At 44.4% G+C, this 17,530-nt stretch carries 16 protein-coding genes; 3 read left to right on the top strand and 13 right to left on the bottom strand.

Features of this window, described 5'->3' with window-relative positions; translation table 11 throughout:
- Window positions 1-67 precede the first annotated feature (67 nt).
- From H3V12_RS06560 to H3V12_RS06530, 7 genes are all read right to left on the bottom strand, one after another.
- On the bottom strand, window positions 68-850 hold the full coding sequence (locus H3V12_RS06560; RefSeq protein WP_198213651.1) for an MBL fold metallo-hydrolase: 783 nt from the start codon (window positions 848-850) through the stop codon (window positions 68-70).
- A gap of 134 nt (window positions 851-984) precedes the next feature.
- Window positions 985-1,962, bottom strand: coding sequence for a helix-turn-helix domain-containing protein (locus tag H3V12_RS06555; protein WP_198213649.1), 978 nt, complete (start codon window positions 1,960-1,962; stop codon window positions 985-987).
- A gap of 34 nt (window positions 1,963-1,996) precedes the next feature.
- Window positions 1,997-3,193 (bottom strand): aminotransferase class V-fold PLP-dependent enzyme, encoded by a 1,197-nt coding sequence (locus H3V12_RS06550; protein WP_198213647.1) that lies wholly within the window; start codon window positions 3,191-3,193, stop codon window positions 1,997-1,999.
- A 2-nt stretch (window positions 3,194-3,195) separates the two neighbouring features.
- Window positions 3,196-3,591, bottom strand: a complete 396-nt coding sequence (locus tag H3V12_RS06545) for an EamA family transporter (RefSeq protein WP_075870359.1) — start codon at window positions 3,589-3,591, stop codon at window positions 3,196-3,198.
- Window positions 3,591-3,959 (bottom strand): EamA family transporter, encoded by a 369-nt coding sequence (locus H3V12_RS06540; protein WP_198213645.1) that lies wholly within the window; start codon window positions 3,957-3,959, stop codon window positions 3,591-3,593. The genes H3V12_RS06545 and H3V12_RS06540 overlap by 1 nt, the downstream gene beginning before the upstream one ends.
- A gap of 2 nt (window positions 3,960-3,961) precedes the next feature.
- Entirely contained in the window at window positions 3,962-4,828 is an 867-nt protein-coding gene (locus H3V12_RS06535; protein ID WP_198213643.1) for an alpha/beta fold hydrolase, read from the bottom strand.
- Window positions 4,825-5,553 carry an MtnX-like HAD-IB family phosphatase gene (locus H3V12_RS06530; protein ID WP_198213641.1) on the bottom strand — a complete coding sequence of 243 codons (729 nt, stop codon included), beginning with the start codon at window positions 5,551-5,553 and terminating at the stop codon, window positions 4,825-4,827. Before H3V12_RS06530 ends, H3V12_RS06535 begins: the two co-directional genes overlap by 4 nt.
- 134 nt (window positions 5,554-5,687) lie before the next feature.
- Between H3V12_RS06530 and H3V12_RS06525 the strand changes: the two genes are divergently transcribed.
- Complete coding sequence (locus H3V12_RS06525) at window positions 5,688-6,416, top strand: response regulator (RefSeq protein WP_198213639.1); 729 nt, start codon at window positions 5,688-5,690, stop codon at window positions 6,414-6,416.
- Between the two features lie 189 nt (window positions 6,417-6,605).
- Window positions 6,606-7,955 (top strand): ATP-binding protein, encoded by a 1,350-nt coding sequence (locus tag H3V12_RS06520; RefSeq protein WP_198213637.1) that lies wholly within the window; start codon window positions 6,606-6,608, stop codon window positions 7,953-7,955.
- 45 nt (window positions 7,956-8,000) lie between these two features.
- Here the strand turns inward: H3V12_RS06520 and H3V12_RS06515 are convergent, their stop codons facing one another.
- The 4 genes from H3V12_RS06515 to H3V12_RS06500 all read right to left on the bottom strand — a co-directional run bounded on the left by H3V12_RS06515 (window position 8,001) and on the right by H3V12_RS06500 (window position 13,194).
- Entirely contained in the window at window positions 8,001-8,876 is an 876-nt protein-coding gene (locus tag H3V12_RS06515) for an arginase family protein (protein ID WP_198213635.1), read from the bottom strand.
- Window positions 8,876-9,973: a GNAT family N-acetyltransferase gene (locus H3V12_RS06510; RefSeq protein WP_198213633.1), complete on the bottom strand. Its 1,098-nt coding sequence runs from the start codon at window positions 9,971-9,973 to the stop codon at window positions 8,876-8,878. Before H3V12_RS06510 ends, H3V12_RS06515 begins: the two co-directional genes overlap by 1 nt.
- A 222-nt stretch (window positions 9,974-10,195) precedes the next feature.
- Complete coding sequence (locus tag H3V12_RS06505; protein WP_198213631.1) at window positions 10,196-11,608, bottom strand: aminotransferase class III-fold pyridoxal phosphate-dependent enzyme; 1,413 nt, start codon at window positions 11,606-11,608, stop codon at window positions 10,196-10,198.
- A 287-nt stretch (window positions 11,609-11,895) separates the two neighbouring features.
- Complete coding sequence (locus H3V12_RS06500; RefSeq protein ID WP_198213629.1) at window positions 11,896-13,194, bottom strand: MFS transporter; 1,299 nt, start codon at window positions 13,192-13,194, stop codon at window positions 11,896-11,898.
- A 597-nt stretch (window positions 13,195-13,791) separates the two neighbouring features.
- On the opposite strand from H3V12_RS06500, the gene H3V12_RS06495 reads away from it, so the two are divergent.
- Entirely contained in the window at window positions 13,792-14,493 is a 702-nt protein-coding gene (locus tag H3V12_RS06495) for a glutamine amidotransferase (protein ID WP_198213627.1), read from the top strand.
- A 430-nt stretch (window positions 14,494-14,923) separates the two neighbouring features.
- On the opposite strand, the gene H3V12_RS06490 is transcribed toward H3V12_RS06495, so the two are convergent.
- Together H3V12_RS06490 and H3V12_RS06485 are read right to left on the bottom strand one after the other, a co-directional pair.
- Entirely contained in the window at window positions 14,924-16,579 is a 1,656-nt protein-coding gene (locus tag H3V12_RS06490; protein WP_198213625.1) for an electron transfer flavoprotein-ubiquinone oxidoreductase, read from the bottom strand.
- Between the two features lies 1 nt (window position 16,580).
- Window positions 16,581-17,510, bottom strand: coding sequence for an electron transfer flavoprotein subunit alpha/FixB family protein (locus H3V12_RS06485; RefSeq protein ID WP_198213623.1), 930 nt, complete (start codon window positions 17,508-17,510; stop codon window positions 16,581-16,583).
- Window positions 17,511-17,530 lie beyond the last annotated feature (20 nt).

The following is a 17,530-nucleotide window of genomic DNA, read 5'->3' as shown; positions in this document are numbered from 1 at the left end:
CGCACAGGCTTGACTTGAAAATATCAAAGCCGGTTGCGTTGTCTCGCTTTTTTGAATAGCAAGTGGCTCAGAATTCGAGTTTATCACCTTCAAGCGGAATAATGACCGATTGGCCGATACCTGCTTTATCAACATAAGAACGAAGTTCTTTCCGGCTTAAAACAGCATGGTTGCAGGCTTCCATATGGATAGCAACGAGCTTGGATTGCGGCGCGATTTTATGGGCGTGAACGACATCCTCCTTGCCCATAATAATGGAACCGAAGCCTTGAAGTTGTGCGTCACCTGCATGAAGAACAACAACTTCCGGCTTATAATGTTTTAAATTGTTCTCGACAGCGTCAATCCATATTGTATCGCCCGCAAAATAAAGCGTTGGTTCGTTTGGTGCTTCAAATATAAAGCCGGTGGCATGGCCTAAGACTTCACCAACCTCTCGATTTTTGAAAGCTTCATTGCTTCCATGCTGGCATAAAGTTTTGGTTACATGAATGCCGTTTTCATAATCGAGTTTTTGCGGCAGAACGGCGAGATTTTTGAAACCCTGGCTCTCAAGAAATTCTTTATCCTTTTCATTCTGGACGAATATTTTCTGTTCTTTGTCTATAAGTCCTGTCGCAACCTCGTCCCAATGGTCGGGATGAGTATGACTTAAAAAAATGGCATCCACATTTTTGATAATGTCTCTGGCATCAAAAGGCAGTTCAACACGCGGGAACCGCCGCTCGCTATGAACTGTACCGGGAAGTCCGGGATAGCGATCTTTTTCTGCCAGCATCGGATCAATGAGAATGTGTTTTCCGGCGTAATCAAGAATAACCGTTGCGTTACGAATGAATGTGAATTTCATGGTTAAAACCTCTTCAATTTCTTGAAGTTTATGTAGGCATGCTTTTTTCGATTAGAAACTGGCCTGATGGTCAAAAGGCATTCATATCGGGCCAAAATTTAGCGGAGCTTTTTTGGCGGAATAAAAAAGACCGGTTAAATTGAAAACGTCTGCCGCCATTTGGTAGGTGTGACCCGAAACGCGTCAATAAAACTGCGGCGGAATGATTGGGTAGAGACAAATCCGGCAAGTTGCGCAATTTCCTCAATAGAAAGTTTTGTTGTTTCCAATGCGTGTCGCGAAAAATGCAGCCTTTCATGATTAAGCCATTCCATTGGTGAACGGCCGGTTGCCTGATGAAAACGGCGGGTGAATGTGCGCCGGCTCATACCGACATTCTTGGCCATAGTGTCGAGAGAATAGGGAGAGGCGAGGTTCTTTCTGATTGTTTCAAGCAGTGAATTTATGCGCTGGTCGCTTGTCGATATTGGAACAGGTGTGGCAAGATATTGAGCTTGACCACCTTCGCGGTGCGGCGGTGTCACAATCATACGTGCAGCATGATTGGCAACAGCGCCACCGTAATTTTTGCGAATAAGGTGGAGACAACAATCAATACCTGCCGCAGTACCAGCGGATGTGATGATGTTACCATCTTCGACATAAAGGGCATTAAAATCGACTTCCGTATCAGGAAACTGTTCGGCAAACTGTTTTTCATAGGCCCAGTGCGTTGCAGCTTTTTTCCCCTTCAAAAGCCCGCTATAGGCCAGAACATAAGTGCCAAGACAAAGCCCCATAATGGTTTTATTTTTTCGCGCTCCATTGTTAAGACTTGTCTTCAAGACAGCAGAGATCGGTTGTTGCGGATCCGGCCAATAGGGAATGACGATTATATCGGCGTCATCAAGGCTTTTTAGATCGTGGTCGACTTTGATTGAAAAAGCATCCTGACCTTCAACAATTCCGGTTTTTTCTGAAAACAGGATTGGCTTGTAATAGGTTTTGTCCGGCATAGCCGCACCGAACGCCATAACCGGAACAGAAATGTGAAACGGGCTGAAATTTGCCATGACATAAATGGCAACAGTTTTCGGTGTCCGGTTCAAAGTTGCATTTTGACCGGCATTCATGTTGTGCAAGCCTTGTGATAACCGGTCCATTTTTTCAAACAGACCTTGCAATGGTTGTTACAATCTTGTCAAACGTCTCATCATCAAGCCATGGACTATTCGATATGGTCAACATTCTCGCCGCAAAATCTCTGGCATTAGGCGTTGAAAAATGCGTGTTGAAATGCGGTTCAAGATAGGAATAATCGGGTAAAGCATGAACGAACAGGCGGGTGACGCCATAGGGTGAAGGCCACAAGGTTTCAAGTGCTTTGTCTCTTGCTTCTTTGGTTTTAAAAAGCACCATAATAAATGGCCAAATAGCCCCTTCATCATCAAGGCCTTTAACAACCGTGATCGACGGAATTTTTGCAAGCTTGTCGACGCGAAGTTGCGCCTGTTTTTTTATGTCCTCTAAAAAAGGTTTGAGCCTTGAAGCTGCGTTAGCACCTCTTTTCATTCTGAAACGGCTTACAAGATGGACAGGAATATTGTCATCAAAAACATCACCGACCGCTTCTTCTATATTGCCGGCTGCAAGCTCCTTGCGCCTCGGCATACCGTAGGCGAGTGACAAAAGCTGCGGACGATAGGCGATAGAATATCCCAACAATTCGCTTATGCGTTTAAGTTCAAAGAAAATGCGGGGTTTTACTATTTTTTGGTGGGTTTCCTTTAATGCCAGACGGATTTCATCATTCGATGAAGTTAAAAGGCCGCCTTCATAAAGGGTAAGCCCCTTTCCGACGGCAAGACTGAAAAAAGCAATATCCCCCGTTTTGCCGGCTGTCGAACCGAGCGCCTGTGCCCCGTCTTCAATGACATAAGCGCCTTTTTTGTGAGCCATTTCAACGCATTGTTCAACATCTGCCAATTGGCCGCCAATATGGGTCGGAATAACAGCCAGTGTGTTTTCGTCGATAAGTTTGTCGAGGCAATCAAAATCGAAATCGAAACTGTTTTTTGCTGTATCGCAGACTTTTACTGTCAAATTGCAATGGGCAATGGCAAGCACAACGAGCGGGCAATTATAAGCCGGTATGATAACGTCTCTTCGCCCTTCGTTCTTGGGCATATTTGCCAGAGTTTGAAGGGCGACAATGAGTGAAGCCGTGCCTGAACATTCCAGAATGAGCGGCGGCAAATCGAATAATTCGCTTAAATTAGGGCAGAGTTCTTTTTTTGTTGGCAACCAATCATGCCAAACCATAGGGAGACCGGCGGTTGGTGGAATTTCGCCTTGTCTCTTCATTCTTATGATTTCTCGTTTTCTTTTTTGATGACATCACGTTCGGCAAATGCAAGGCACACAATGCCCGCAACAATAAACAGTGCACCGGCAAAATGTGCCAATGAAATCGTTTCGCCGAATATCAGAACGGAAGCAATCATGACAGTAACCACTTCAAGATGCGACGCCGCAAATGCTGGACCGACAGGTGCGCGTCTTAAAAGCGTCATCCATGTGAAGAATGCTCCGACATAGCCGAGAATAGCAAAATACACAAAAGGATGGGAAAAAATACGATACAACCAGCCGAGGCTTGCTTCCAAGGGCAGGGCGGCGGTTGCCGAAAGCTTGAAGCTGATCTGGCCGAGCGTGTCAAACATCATCAAAAAGAAAAAGCCCAGAATATAGAAGCGACGCATTAAAAAGCTCCCACAATAGCAACACCTATGGCAACAAAGCTGATGCCGAGAACCCGCATAGAGGTGAGTTTTTCATCAAAAAACAGCCGCCCCAATACCATGATGACAATGATATTGATTGATCCGAGCAATATGCCTTCCGAAAGCGGAACCAATGTCAAAAATGCCATCCATAGCAAAAATTCGGCGACATAGGATATGATGCCGAGCCATAATAACGGTTGGCGGAAAAGCGCTATCCAATATTGAAAAAGCGATTGCGGTTTGTTTTCCTCGTCCGGTTCTGTGGCTGCACCTTTGAAGGCAAGCTGGCCGATAGTGTCACAAACAATATTTCCAAACCACACCAGAAAAATCAGCCAACTCATTGTCAAGCAATCTCGCGAATAAACGGGTTTACAGCAGGGGGTACCAATTGATCTTTTGTGCATAAGGCACCAAAGAAATCGGCACTTTCCTGAATGACTTTTTTACGGTCACGGTCAATTGTTATCATATGGTAGCTGTTCTCCAATGGTATCATCTTGACGGGGCCTGAAACCGAACGGGCAACACGTCCCGAATTTGTTTCCATATTGGCAATATCATCATGGTTTGAATGCATGATAAGGCAGGGAGCTTTTATATCATGCAATTGTGTCTCGGTTTGTTTCGCAAGTTCCTGCATCTCGGCAAGTGAACCGAGCGGATTTCCGGCAAGTCCACCTTTGGCACTGTCACCTGAAAGCATACTTTCGGAAATGGTTTTGCGTATCCGTTCGTCTTTCAAACCATAAGGCGGCCGTTCGATAAACACACTTTTCTGAAAAATGCCGAGTGCTTTGAACCATTTCAACAAAAATACAGACCGCTGGATATAGCGTGGTATCGACCAGCCATCATAAATGAATGTCGGACCATATACGCCGACACCTTTTACATTTTCAGGATGATCGGCCGTATATTTGAGTGCCAGAACTGCACCCATAGAAAGTCCGCCGACAAACATTGTGTCAACATGTTCCAAAAGCCGATCTGCTGCACGTATGACGCTATCATACCAGTCATGCCAGCTGGTTGCCAAAAGATCATTTTCATCACCGCAATGGCCTGCAAGTTGCATACCGTAAACAGTAAAACCGTGCTTATGCAAACCTTTGCCCAGAATTTGCATTTCGGCCGGTGTGCCTGTCAAACCATGAATGAGAAGAACGCCAGCCCGACCACCTTTATAGAAAAAGCTGACATCGGTAATCATGAAGCCACCCTTTCGCGGGCTTTTTCCGGCCGTTGCAGTTTGTGCCAGATTTGCATGATTTCGGCGAAGTTATCGACCTTGATGTGGTCAATGCTGTTTGCTGCACAATAATCGGCAAGTTTTCCTTTGGCGAGTACAAGGTCGGCTTTTCCGGCCGCACAGAAATCAGATGTTCCATCGCCGATATAGAGGGTAAATCCATTATCCGCATTGGCAAAATGGCGACATTTGCAATTGCCAGCCGGGCAAGCAACATTTTTGTAGGGAAATTGTAACTGCCAATTATTATTGCCGGCATAAAGAAGACGGTTTGCAAAAACCTTGACGTTTTCGAGCCCATAACGTTTCAAAATCGTGTGGATACTATAATCGAGTCCGTCGCTTAAAATGGCAATATCGACACCTTGCCGGTCAAGCAAGCGGACAAAATCCGGGAAAGCGGGGTCGATTTTCATTTCATCAAGACATTTTTTGAGCTCGGCGGGCGAGGCCTTGATAAGCGCGATTTGTCTCATCATGCATTCGCGTGCACCGATTTTGCCCGAAAGCCAATCCTGTTCGATTGATTCCCAGTTTGGAGATGCAAATCTTTCCAAAAGAACATCTGTCACGTCATTATCGGCAATTGTGCCGTCGAAATCGACAAAGACGCGGGAAAATATGGGCCCTTGTGAGAATACGGGAGCGCTCAAAGCTTGAAAAGCATTCGGGAACGTTCTTGTCATATTCGTCTTAATCTCCAATAGAAGCCATAACTGGAATTTGGTCAGCTTGATACATAGCGACCTTTTACCTATAAACAATAAAGACGAATATGCGTTCTTTGTTGCATTTCTGTAACCGGAAAAGAAAGACCTGCATGAACAAGAAAATTCTTATAATAGAAGATGATACACGGCTTGCCGAACTTGTTGCCAATTATCTGAAGCGACAAAATTATGATGTAGAGGTGCATCCTCGCGGCGATACAGCCGAAGAGGTCATCAAGCAATTGCTGCCTGATCTCGTCATTCTTGATGTCATGCTGCCTGGAAAATCCGGTTTCGATGTCTGCCGTGATGTGCGTCCGTTCTATAAAGGCCCGATATTGATTATGACGGCAAGCGAAGATGACATTGATGAAATTATCGGATTGGAACTTGGTGCCGACGATTATATGTCCAAGCCGGTCGAACCACGCCGTTTGCTTGCCCATATACGCGCACTTTTAAGAAGAAAAGAAAGCGAAACGGTCGACGAAAATCATACTGAAAACGAAGCATTACCTTCGTCGCGCACCAAACTTGTTTTTGGCAATCTCGTCATCGACAAGGATAACCGCGCAGTTCTGATTGATAATAAACCGGTTGATTTAACCACGGCCGAATTTGATCTCTTGTGGCTTCTTGCAAGCCACGCCGGACAGATATTATCACGCGACGATATATTAAATGCTTTGCGTGGTATCGAGTTTGACGGGCTTGATCGGTCGATTGATGCGCGTATTTCAAGGCTTCGCCGCCGACTGGGTGATGACCTTGAAAACCCGCGTTTTATCAAAACAGTGCGTGCCAAAGGGTATCTTTTTCTGCAATGGGAAGGAGAATAAGAAAATAGGCTGAAGCCGTAATCAAAACAGGGCAGCCAAGCCTTACAAGAAAGATAGCGGAAAGAAGCAAACAAAATGGCATAAAATCTGCCAATGATTTAAAAAGTGGATAATCGGGCTATAATCTCCGGGAAAGATAAGCCGAATTACGAGAAACATGCGAATGGCGGCAATGATTGGTGAAATGCTATGACGGACGAAGAACATGATGGGCTACAAAAAAGCCGTCGCCGCATGGTCATTTTACGCTCGATCAGTGTGCTTGTCATTTTGTTCTTCTTGCAAGGAGGCGTTGCTTACGGAACATTGCAATTGTTTCTTGCTTTGCCTGCCAACTGGACCGGCATTATTGACGACGCGGATATTGAACGCGATGCCCATCAGGGCACCGTCTACATGATTGATCAGGCAATTGCGAACGAGCCGTTGAAAAAGCCGTCTGATGTGCTTCAAGAATTGCAGCCGCATTTTCATTTCCGCCTCGCTTATATCGAAAAGCCCGACCATTTTTCGGATGATGTGAAAGAGCAATTGAAATCCTATGACCTCGCTTATGATGATGAAGATGATCATATCTATGCAAAACTCAATTCAGGCGGCTATCTGAAACTGGGGCCGTTGGTTACGACCGACATCAATGATGCCAATGCCAGCGCAATTTTTATCCTTCTGGCATTGCTCACAATCGTCAATGCTCTGCTGTTTTTTGCTATTTTATATTTTGCTTTTTCCACATTGTGGCGTGAAGCGCGAGCCATCAGATTGACAGCCAACGCATTGGGCGAAGGGAATTTGACGGCACGTGTTCCGAAAATTCGTAGCGAACCGTTAAAAATGATCGGCCATGTTATCAATGATATGGCAACCCGTCTTGAGCTTCTCGTCGGTCATAGCCGTACCATGATGCATGCTATGGCGCATGAATTCCGCACACCTCTCGCCCGATTGCGCTTTGGTTTGAGCATGTTGGAAGATTCCGATCCGGAAGAAAAAAAGAAGCTTTATGCAGGAATTGACAAGGATATAGACGAGCTTGAGCAATTGATAAAAATATCGCTCGATTATTTCCGCATGAACAACAAAAACATGCCGACAAAGCTTGAAAATGTCCATATCAAGCGTTGGGCAGAAAACATCATTGATGATTTGTCATTGTTGAAGCCGAAAGGATTTGAAGTCAGCTATAATATTGCCAATGTGGATAGTTTTATTGATCCGAAATTGGCTGCAATGGCGTTTCGCAATATCATTCTGAACGCTTTCAAATATGCCCGTTCAAAGGTTTATATCCATGTTTATAAACAGGATGATGCGCTGATTTTCGAATTCGATGATGATGGGCCGGGGGTAGCAGAAAGTGCCAGAGAGGAAATATTCTCGCCTTTTTTCCGGCTTGATAATGATAAATCCGGCTCACATGAGGGATATGGGGTCGGCCTTTCTTTCGTGCGTGCTATTGCAGAGCTCCACCATGGTTCAGCTTTTGTCCTTTCAAGCCGCTTGGGAGGCGCACGTTTTGTCATGCGCTTCGGGCTTTAGAGAGAGCGCTTGAAAAATACGCGCTTTCTTGAAAAAATATGCTTGTTAAAGATAAGCGGAAAGCGTTTTGATGAGCTTGCTATTCAACTCATGCTGTTCTTTTTGCCACTTTGTAACCAGTTCGTTGGAAACGGTTGTCTGCCCGTCAAGTTTACTTAAAAGACTTTTCCAGAAACTGTGATAAGTGTAATTGGAAACCTCTCCGGTAATATCACAGGCTTCGAGCCGGGAACCGATATTGGTGATAAGATCGGTCAAATGCCGCGGTTCCATCTCGCCCTGATCCCAATTGGTATGGATAAATTGCGGCGAGAGTGCATCCTTGTCAATTGACAAATAGATGGGAAGATTTTCCTTATAAATGCTGCTGATAAAGGCCGACATCATGTCATCGACATTGGCAAATGTCTGAAAAGCATTTTTCAAGCCCAGAATATTTGCCCAGCTCACATCCACTTTTGTCGACCAATATGTCAATTTGTTGGACATAAGCGGTTTCAAGCGGTTTTCGACAGCGTGTTTCACCCCGATATCGCCGGAGGTAATGCCGACGACGTGAACATGGTCGACGAACGGCAATGACGCAGCATGACTGATCCATGAACCACAATGGATGCCGAAAGGATAACGCATATTGTCTGGATGGTTATCAATCACAATGAGCGTTAAAGAGTCTTTTTTAATATGTTTGTAACAATGTTTTATCAATAATTGGCTGACATGGTGATAATCGCCACTTCCAAGGAAAACCGGTCCATAAGTTTCCGGCATCTGATTTTCAAGCTCCAGTTCCAGCTGACGAAAATTGGCAAAAGTCGTAGCGTAACGGATACGGTCTTGCCACCCGCTTAAATCGATATTGATGGAACTGTCGAATGTTCCCACACTATTGTCAAAATCGAGGATAACCGGATTTTTCATCAGTTTTGGTCTCCTTGAAGTTCAAGATGGGCATCACTTTCGAAATGATGCCGGAAGTGCTTCAATATCCCTCGCAACAAAGGATTGCGGATATAGACAGCATGGCGTGTATAAACGAATTTTGCGCCAAGATAAGCTTTGATTTCAGGGTCGGTCCAACCGGCAACATAATATTTGAAACCGTTGAGTCGGGCATATTCAAGATTGAAAAACCAGCTTATGAAATAAAGATTATTGTCGGTTGCAAGCGGGTAATCAAAGCCGATATATTTGTCGACAAGCATGTCTTTATAGGCAAAACAGATATTGTAACCGATGAGCTTGCCACTTTTTTTATAGACAACAACCCGCAGGCTTTCGTCGCCCGTATGTAACAAATCGTAGAAAAACTCTTCGCTCAAAAGATCGAAATGGATTTCGCTCTGTTGAAAGACCTGCAAATAAAGCCGGTAGAAGTGTTTTATCACCTCGTCACTTTGAAGATAAGGCGAGTTGGCGGTTAAAACCTCAATCTCCAGATTTTCCATCGCACGCAATTTCCGACGAAAATCCTTGCGGCGATTTTTCGAAAAACGGCAAAGAAAATCATCCCGTGATGAATAATCGACCGGCACATAAGCAAGAGCTTGTCCGGCAACAGAAATAAAACCCGCCTGTTCCAATTGTGCCAGAAAATCCGCAGTTTTTTTGGCGTCTTCATCAGATATTAAAGGCGAAGGAGATGGCAAATCTTTAACGATGACAAGCGGATAATTTTTGCCTTCTTTTTCTTTCAAGGAAAGCGCCACTTGAGTTGCATTAAAAGGTGTGGGCAGCGGCGAAAATTCCGATACAGTTGTGCCGACAAACAATGTTTTATATTTCAACAGCCGTGACCAGAATTTATAGAACGGTATTTTTTTTAATCGCTTTTGATCTTCATTATCCATTGTCGTTGTGAGATCAAAGAGAGCTGAAAAAACCGGAAGTCCGACTTCGGAAATGGTCGCCTTGAAATCGACAGGCGGGTGGCGCAGAAAATCGCTTAAAAGATAATCGGGTTCGAGCTTGTTTGACCAAGCTTTAATGGGGTTGTCTGTCTCTTTTCGATTTTCCATATTTCGCCGGTTTACCCATCAAATGTTTTGAAAGAAGCGGATTGAAATTCGTTTACGCGTCTTCACCTCGTACGGAAATGACTGTCAGCACGCTTTATAAAAAGCTTGGAATTTCAAAAAAATGCGAAGCAAGTATTTCACCAAATGACGTGAAGGGGAGAGCGTTTCCCCTTCACACAAAAGGTTTTCCAGACCGGAATTGTAACCGGTCCAGCATCAATTTTATTGTTCCTTCTTTGCACGCGTAATCAATTGATCAAGCAGTGAAATTGCTTTGTCAATTTCTTCTGTTGTGATGAGAAGTGACGGTGCAAGCGTGATGACGTTTTTATAATAGCCACCGACATCAAGAACGAGGCCGGTTTTTTTGCCCTGCCAGTCAAGATCGCCTGAAAGGCCGATGTCAACCATGCGATCAAGAAGCGCTTTGTTTGGTGTGAAGCCATCTTCGGTGCAAATTTCGGCCCGCAAGGCCAAGCCCAGGCCGTCAACATCACCAATTTCCGGATGACGTTTCTGAAGATCTTGCAATCCTTCCAGAAAATGTTTGCCCTTTTCCATAACCATGGTTTCATAATCGGTTTCACCAAGCATATGGAAAACTTCAACACCGAGCGCAGTTCCAAGCGGATTCGAAGCGAATGTTGAATGGGTTGACCCCGGAGGAAACATTTTCGGATTGATCAATTCTTCGCGTGCCCAAAGACCACCCAAAGGATTAAGCCCATTGGTGAGCGATTTGGCGAAAACAAGAACATCAGGGGTAACGCCGAAATGTTCAATCGACCATAATTTGCCTGTGCGATAAAATCCCATCTGGATTTCGTCGACCACAAGAAGAATGCCATGCTCGTCGAGAACTTTCTTGATGCCTTTAAAGAAGTTTCTCGGTGGAATAACGTAACCGCCAGTGCCCTGAAGAGGTTCGATATAGAAGGCAGCGTATTCGGTTTCATTAGCTTTCGGATCCCATACGCCATTATATTCTGTTTCAAACAGGCGGGCGAATTCGTTGACACAATGTTCGCCATATTCTTCAACAGTCATTCCTTTAGGACGACGGAACGGATAAGGGAAGGGCAGGAACATGGCGCGTTCGCCAAAATGGCCGTAACGACGACGATAGCGATAGCTTGATGTAATGGAAGAAGCACCCAATGTGCGGCCGTGATAGCCACCTTCAAAGGCAAACATCAGGCTCTTTCCGGCCTTGGCATTACGCACGACTTTCAGAGAATCTTCAATACATTGCGAGCCGCCAACATTGAAATGGATACGTCCATCAAGGCCGAATTTTTTCTTCATATCTTCGGCAATGATTTTGGCCAATTCGATTTTTGTCGGATGCAAATATTGGCTGGCAACCTGTGGTAAAGTGTCGATCTGCTTTTTCAGAACATTATCAAGGCGGGGATTTGCGTAGCCAAAGTTACAGGCGGAATACCACATTTGCAGATCAAGGTAAGGGACACCTTCGAGATCATACATATAGGAGCCTTCACAACCGGCAAATACTTTTGGCGGATTTACGTAGTGGACAGTATCACCGAAGGAGCAATATTTTGCTTCATCGGCGAGTAGCCGAGACTCGAAAGCCTTGGCATCAGATTTTGTCATTTTTTCTGGTTTTGCCATATTTGCACTCCAAACTAAAAGATAGTCGGAATTTTAGAGCCCGAAAAAGTTAGGGCTGTTGTGTTTGTGTTTTGCTTTAGTAACAAAACTTATCTTTGGCTGAAAACCTCTGAAGAATGCGGTTACAAAGTCTGAAAAATTGGTGGCTGATGTCATAAACGGATAGATTTTCATTTTGTAATCGTCTGCTTACAATATTCAGTTGTAACTAATCATGACAATGAAAATGATTGGCAAATTCATTAAATTTGCCAATCGGATTTTTCAACAATTCTAAAAAATCGCTTTTACACTTCATCTCTTTCATTAGAAATTTTTGCGTAGACAATTAAGGCAACAGCGCAGATTAATGTAATGACCACCTGTGCAATGGCAAAAGCCATAGCCGACAAAATTGTCCCCGTTTCATTGAGTAAATATTGCGCAATCATCGGTGTGGAGCCGGCAAATATCATCGAGCAAACCTGATAGGTTATCGAAATTGCGGTATAACGGACTTGAGTAGGAAATGCTTTCACGAGGATACCCGCAAGAGCTGCATAATAGAGCGAGTGTGGGAGAGTCGCCAACGCCATGCCAATCATCGCTAACGGCATGGACTTCGTCTCGATGAGTGAGAACATAAGTGGCAACATGAAAATTTCGGGAATAAGCATCCATGTCACAGTTTTTCGCAGATCGAATTTCGAAGCCAGAATCGCACCAAAAGGCTGAACCAGAAGTTGAACAAAGATAGCGACACTGACAATGGATAGAAATTCGGTTCGGGTAAAGAGCTTTTCATGAACCGCCCATGCAAGAGCAAAAGTTGTTTTGAAATAGGTTGCGGTGACCGTTATGATGGTCGCACCAATTCCCAGCAAAACTATTGCCTTATATTTTTTTAATACCTCTGCAATAGGGAGGCGAGCAACAGCTTTTTCCTTCTGTATTTTTTCCATCTCGGGTGACTCATCCACACTGATGCGGATGATAAGACCTATTATAACCAGAATGGCGGAGAACATGAAAGGCAAACGCCATCCCCAACTCAGGAATTTTTCATCAGGCAACATCGAGAAAAATAGAAAAACCAATGTTGCAAGCATATTTCCGGCAGGAGAGCCCTGTTGAGCAAAAGCAGCGTAAAAAATGGATTTTCCCTTCGGTGCATGTTCGGCTGAAAGAACCACGGCGCCACCCCATTCACCTCCCATTGCCAAACCTTGGATCAATCGCAAGACAACAAGGAGTATAGGCGCAACAATACCGACATTTTCATATACCGGTAAAAATCCTATCAAAGTTGTACAACATCCCATTAACAGAAGTGTCGCTACCAGTGTCTTTTTGCGGCCGATACGGTCGCCCAGATGGCCAAAGAAAATCCCTCCGACAGGTCTGGCAAAAAACCCCACCCAAAAAGTTGCAAAAGCCGCTAGGGTTGCTGTTCCCGGATCAGTCGCCGGAAAAAACAATTTCCCCAATACCAATGCGGCAGCTGTACTATATGCATAAAAATCATACCATTCGATTGTCGTTCCGATAAAAGAGGCAATGCCTGCTTTACGTGCGCGACGTGTCCGTTCACTTATATTTTGTTCCATAGTTGTTGTGTCCAATAAAAATTATAATGACTGTTAACCAGGGACATTCAAACTTGGGACGTATTTGAAGTTCCTCCCTTCCGAAATCAGACCGCCTTTCAAAATCCTCCTGACGGTCATTATGCAAAACGACAGAACATCTATTGCTGCAAGCTGTAAAACAGCTTCCAACGATTGGTCAAAATTAGATTGTCGTTAATCCTCCCAATAGGTCCCACGAAAGGAAACCTGTTAATATAATGAATATTTTTATTTGTATCGCAAGGCGAAAATAAATGTTTTCATAAAAATAAATTGAATAAGTCATTAAATTTTATTTTCAGAAATACTTTGGAATAATTTGAACTGAAAAGGTCGTACTTATGGAAATATGGATCGTTCAAAATCAATTATTCGGTAGATAAAAACTTCGCTTAAAAAATTGATTGTAAAATTCCGTCTCTGGATAATTTTCAGGATCGTTGTTGATATTATCTAATGCAGTCTTTTGATAAAACGACTTGGCATTCACTGCTTTTCATGCTTTCAATACTGCTTTTTGGACTTAAGTCTTTTGCATTCGTTCACTTGCTGCGAGAGATTTTAACGGAGAAGAAAATGAAAACAGCGCTTGTTTTACAACATCTAGAATTTGAAAATGCCGGTTTGATCGGGAATGTTCTTGCCAAACGCGGATATGAACTAAAAAATCTTGATGCAACGCGCGATGACATTTCTGCGTTCCCGGTTAATAAAGCAGATATCGTCATTATTCTAGGCGGTCCTATCGGTGTTTATGATGGTGAACGCTATCCTTTTATCAATCAGGAATTGAAACTGATAGAAAAGTCCTTGAAAAGCGAAAAACCGACGGTCGGTGTGTGTCTCGGAGCACAATTGATTGCAAGCGTTCTTGGCGCAAAAGTACAACCGATGGGTAAAAAAGAAATCGGCTTTTCAAGCCTACAATTAACCGAAGAGGGGCAGAAAAGCCCACTTGCATTGATCGGCACAACGCCGGTTCTTCATTGGCATGGTGATGATTTCGAGATTCCGGAAGGGGCGAAGCGTTTGGCAGAAACCGGTATTTGTCCCAATCAGGCGTTTTCATATGAAAACATTTTGGCGTTACAATTTCATCTTGAAGCCGATCTTGATTATTTTGAACATTGGTTGGTCGGCCATGCCGCCGAGCTTTCGCAAGCCGGAATTGATCCGGTTAATCTTCGCAATGAGGCAAAAAAATACCAGGGAGGTTTGAGAACAAAAGCTGAAAAGATTTTCAATCTCTGGTGTGATGACTTTTTGAAAAATATCTGATTGTTGCAACATTCCTTCCGTCAATAAGACAATCCCTTTAACGGAAATCTGTTTTGTGAACCTCAGCCGAATATGACTGTCACGCCTCATGCATTGATATTGCTATTGTTGAAGATTGTGATTTGTAAAATTTTACACGAATTTCATTCCGGTTTTTAGCGTAAAGCAAGACGTACTCATTTTAAAACCGGTTGTGAAATTTTACCCCCGCCCTTGCGGAAATTCGTTTTGTTGTCACTTTGGATTAAAATGAAAAAATAAGGAAATAACTGTTCAGGCTTTTCTGTTAATCGTAACACAGCAGTCAAGTTATTCTGCCTGCTGTTATCAAGGCAGAATAACCAAATGAGGCGCTGCCTTCGTTTTGGTTAGCCCAGAGGCCAAATGTTTCGCAAAAATATTCACGCTGTCCCCTATATCGGGAAATAAATCACATATTCGGATAAACGGGACCTTCACCACCCTGCGGACATGTCCATGTGATATTCTGGTTCGGGTCTTTGATATCACATGTTTTACAATGGATACAGTTTTGCGCATTAATGACATAGGTTTCTCTGCCATCCTTTTCTATCCATTCGTAAACGCCGGCAGGGCAATAGCGTGTAGAAGGACCGGCATAAACGGTCAACTCCGATTTTTCCTGAACATCAAGTGAGGTTACTTTCAAATGGCAAGGCTCGTTTTCTTCATGATTGGTATTGGAAAGAAAAACGCTCGAAAGCCTGTCAAAACTGACAATGCCATCAGGCTTCGGATAGTCGATAGGTTTGTGTTTTTCTGCCGGCTCAAGATAAAGATAATCCGGTAGACCATGCGACATTGTACCAAATATTGAAAAGTGGAAGAGTGTTTGACACCACATGTCGAAGCCGCCGAGTTGGACACCTTTTTTCGTGCCATATTTTGACAATAACGGCTTGACATTGCGTACCGGATAAAGATCTTTTCCGATTGCACTGTCACGCCAGCCATTTTCAATTTCAGCAATTTCATCATGACTGCGGCCGGATTTTATGGCTCCCGCAACGGCATTGGCAGCGTAAACACCGGATAACACAGCATTATGCGAGCCCTTGATGCGGGGAACATTCATGAAACCGGCAGAACACCCGATCAAGGCACCCCCCGGAAAACTTAATTTCGGAACAGATTGCCAGCCGCCTTCGGTCAGAGAACGGGCGCCATAGGCAATACGTTTGCCACCTTCAAATATCGGGCGTATAGCCGGATGTGTTTTGAAGCGCTGGAATTCCTCGAATGGCGAAAGATAAGGGTTTTTATAATTGAGGTGGATAACAAATCCGACAGCAATCTGGTTGTTTTCCATGTGATAGAGGAAAGAACCGCCACCTGTCGCGTCATCAAGAGGCCAGCCCAATGTATGCTGGACAAGGCCCGCGTGATGTTTCGAAGGGTCAATCTCCCACAGCTCTTTTATGCCTATGCCATATTTCTGTGGTGAGCGCCCTTTATCAAGCTCGAATTTGTTGATGAGAGTTTTCGCAAGTGAACCACGCGCACCTTCACCAATCATAACATATTTGCCGAGAAGCTCCATGCCCCGCATATAATTGGGGCCATGGCTACCATCTTTTTCGACGCCCATGTCACCGGTTGCAATGCCTGTAACAGCACCGTCTTTATTATAAAGAACTTCAGTGGCAGCAAAACCGGGATAAATTTCAACGCCGAGTGCTTCCGCTTTTGTTGCAAGCCACCGGCAAACATTTCCCAAAGAGACGATGTATTTACCATGGTTGGAGAGAATTTTTGGCATAATCCGGTTGGAAAGCTGCTTGGCTCTGGTCTCGTCCAACATGAAAATATGGTCTTCTTTTACCTCCGTTGTGAAAGGATGGTTTTGTTCGTTGCGCCAGTCAGGCAAAAGAGTGTCAATCCCGATTGGATCAACAACGGCACCCGATAGAATATGGGCACCGACTTCGACACCTTTTTCTACAATAACAACCGAAAGATCGGGATTGATCTGTTTCAGTCTTATAGCAGCCGAAAGGCCTGCCGGACCGGCACCAACGATAACCACATCAAATTCCATGCTTTCGCGCGGAGGTAATTCATTCATTTCAAAGTGCCTTTTCAAGCTCCGGAATAATGTCGAAAAGATCACCGACCAATGCGTAATCGGCAATATGCATCATGGGGGCATCTTCATCCTTGTTGATTGCAACGATGACACGCGAATCTTTCATGCCGGCAAGGTGCTGGATAGCACCTGAAATGGCAACCGCAATATAAAGATCCGGTGCAACAACTTTTCCGGTCTGTCCGACTTGCCAATCATTGGGAGCATAACCGGCGTCAACGGCTGCACGGCTTGCGCCCACCGCAGCGCCAAGCTTATCGGCGAGCGGTAGCAGAATGGACATGAAATTTTCTTCCGAGCCAAGGCCACGGCCACCCGAAACAATGATTTTTGCCGAAGTGAGTTCAGGCCGGTCACTCTTCTTCACCTCTTCACTGACATAGCGAGACAGGGATGGATCTGCTGCCGGCGTGATTTTCTCAATTGGCGCTGTACCATTTCCTGCCTTTGCCTTGAATGAAGCGGTACGCACAGTAATAACCTTTTTCCCGTCCGTTGACTGCACGGTTTCGATAGCATTGCCGGCATAAATCGGACGTTTGAATGTGTCGGGCGAGACAACCTCGATAATGTCGGAAATTTGCATGACATCAAGTGATGCGGCAACCCGTGGCATGATGTTTTTGCCATTGCTGGTCGATGCGGCCATGATGACATCATAATCTTTGCTTTGTGCAACAATTGTTGCAGCTACCGGTTCGGCCAATTGCTGTTCGAGATAATCGGCTTCTGCCAGAAGTACTTTATGGACATTGTCGAGTTTTGCGGCCTGTTCGGCAACCGTTTGTGTATTTTTTCCGCAAACGAGGATATCGACATCGCCACCGATTGTGTGGGCTGCGGTTAAAGCTTTTGCTGTTTGTTCCGACAAGGCAACATTATTATGTTCGGCCAATAAAAGAATGGTCATATTGAAATCCTTCCCTTGAT

Source organism: Bartonella sp. W8167 (genome assembly GCF_016100335.1).
Taxonomy (GTDB): Bacteria; Pseudomonadota; Alphaproteobacteria; order Rhizobiales; family Rhizobiaceae; genus Bartonella; species Bartonella apis.
Note: the sequence above shows the minus strand (reverse complement) of the source record. Positions and strands in the feature narration are given on the sequence as shown.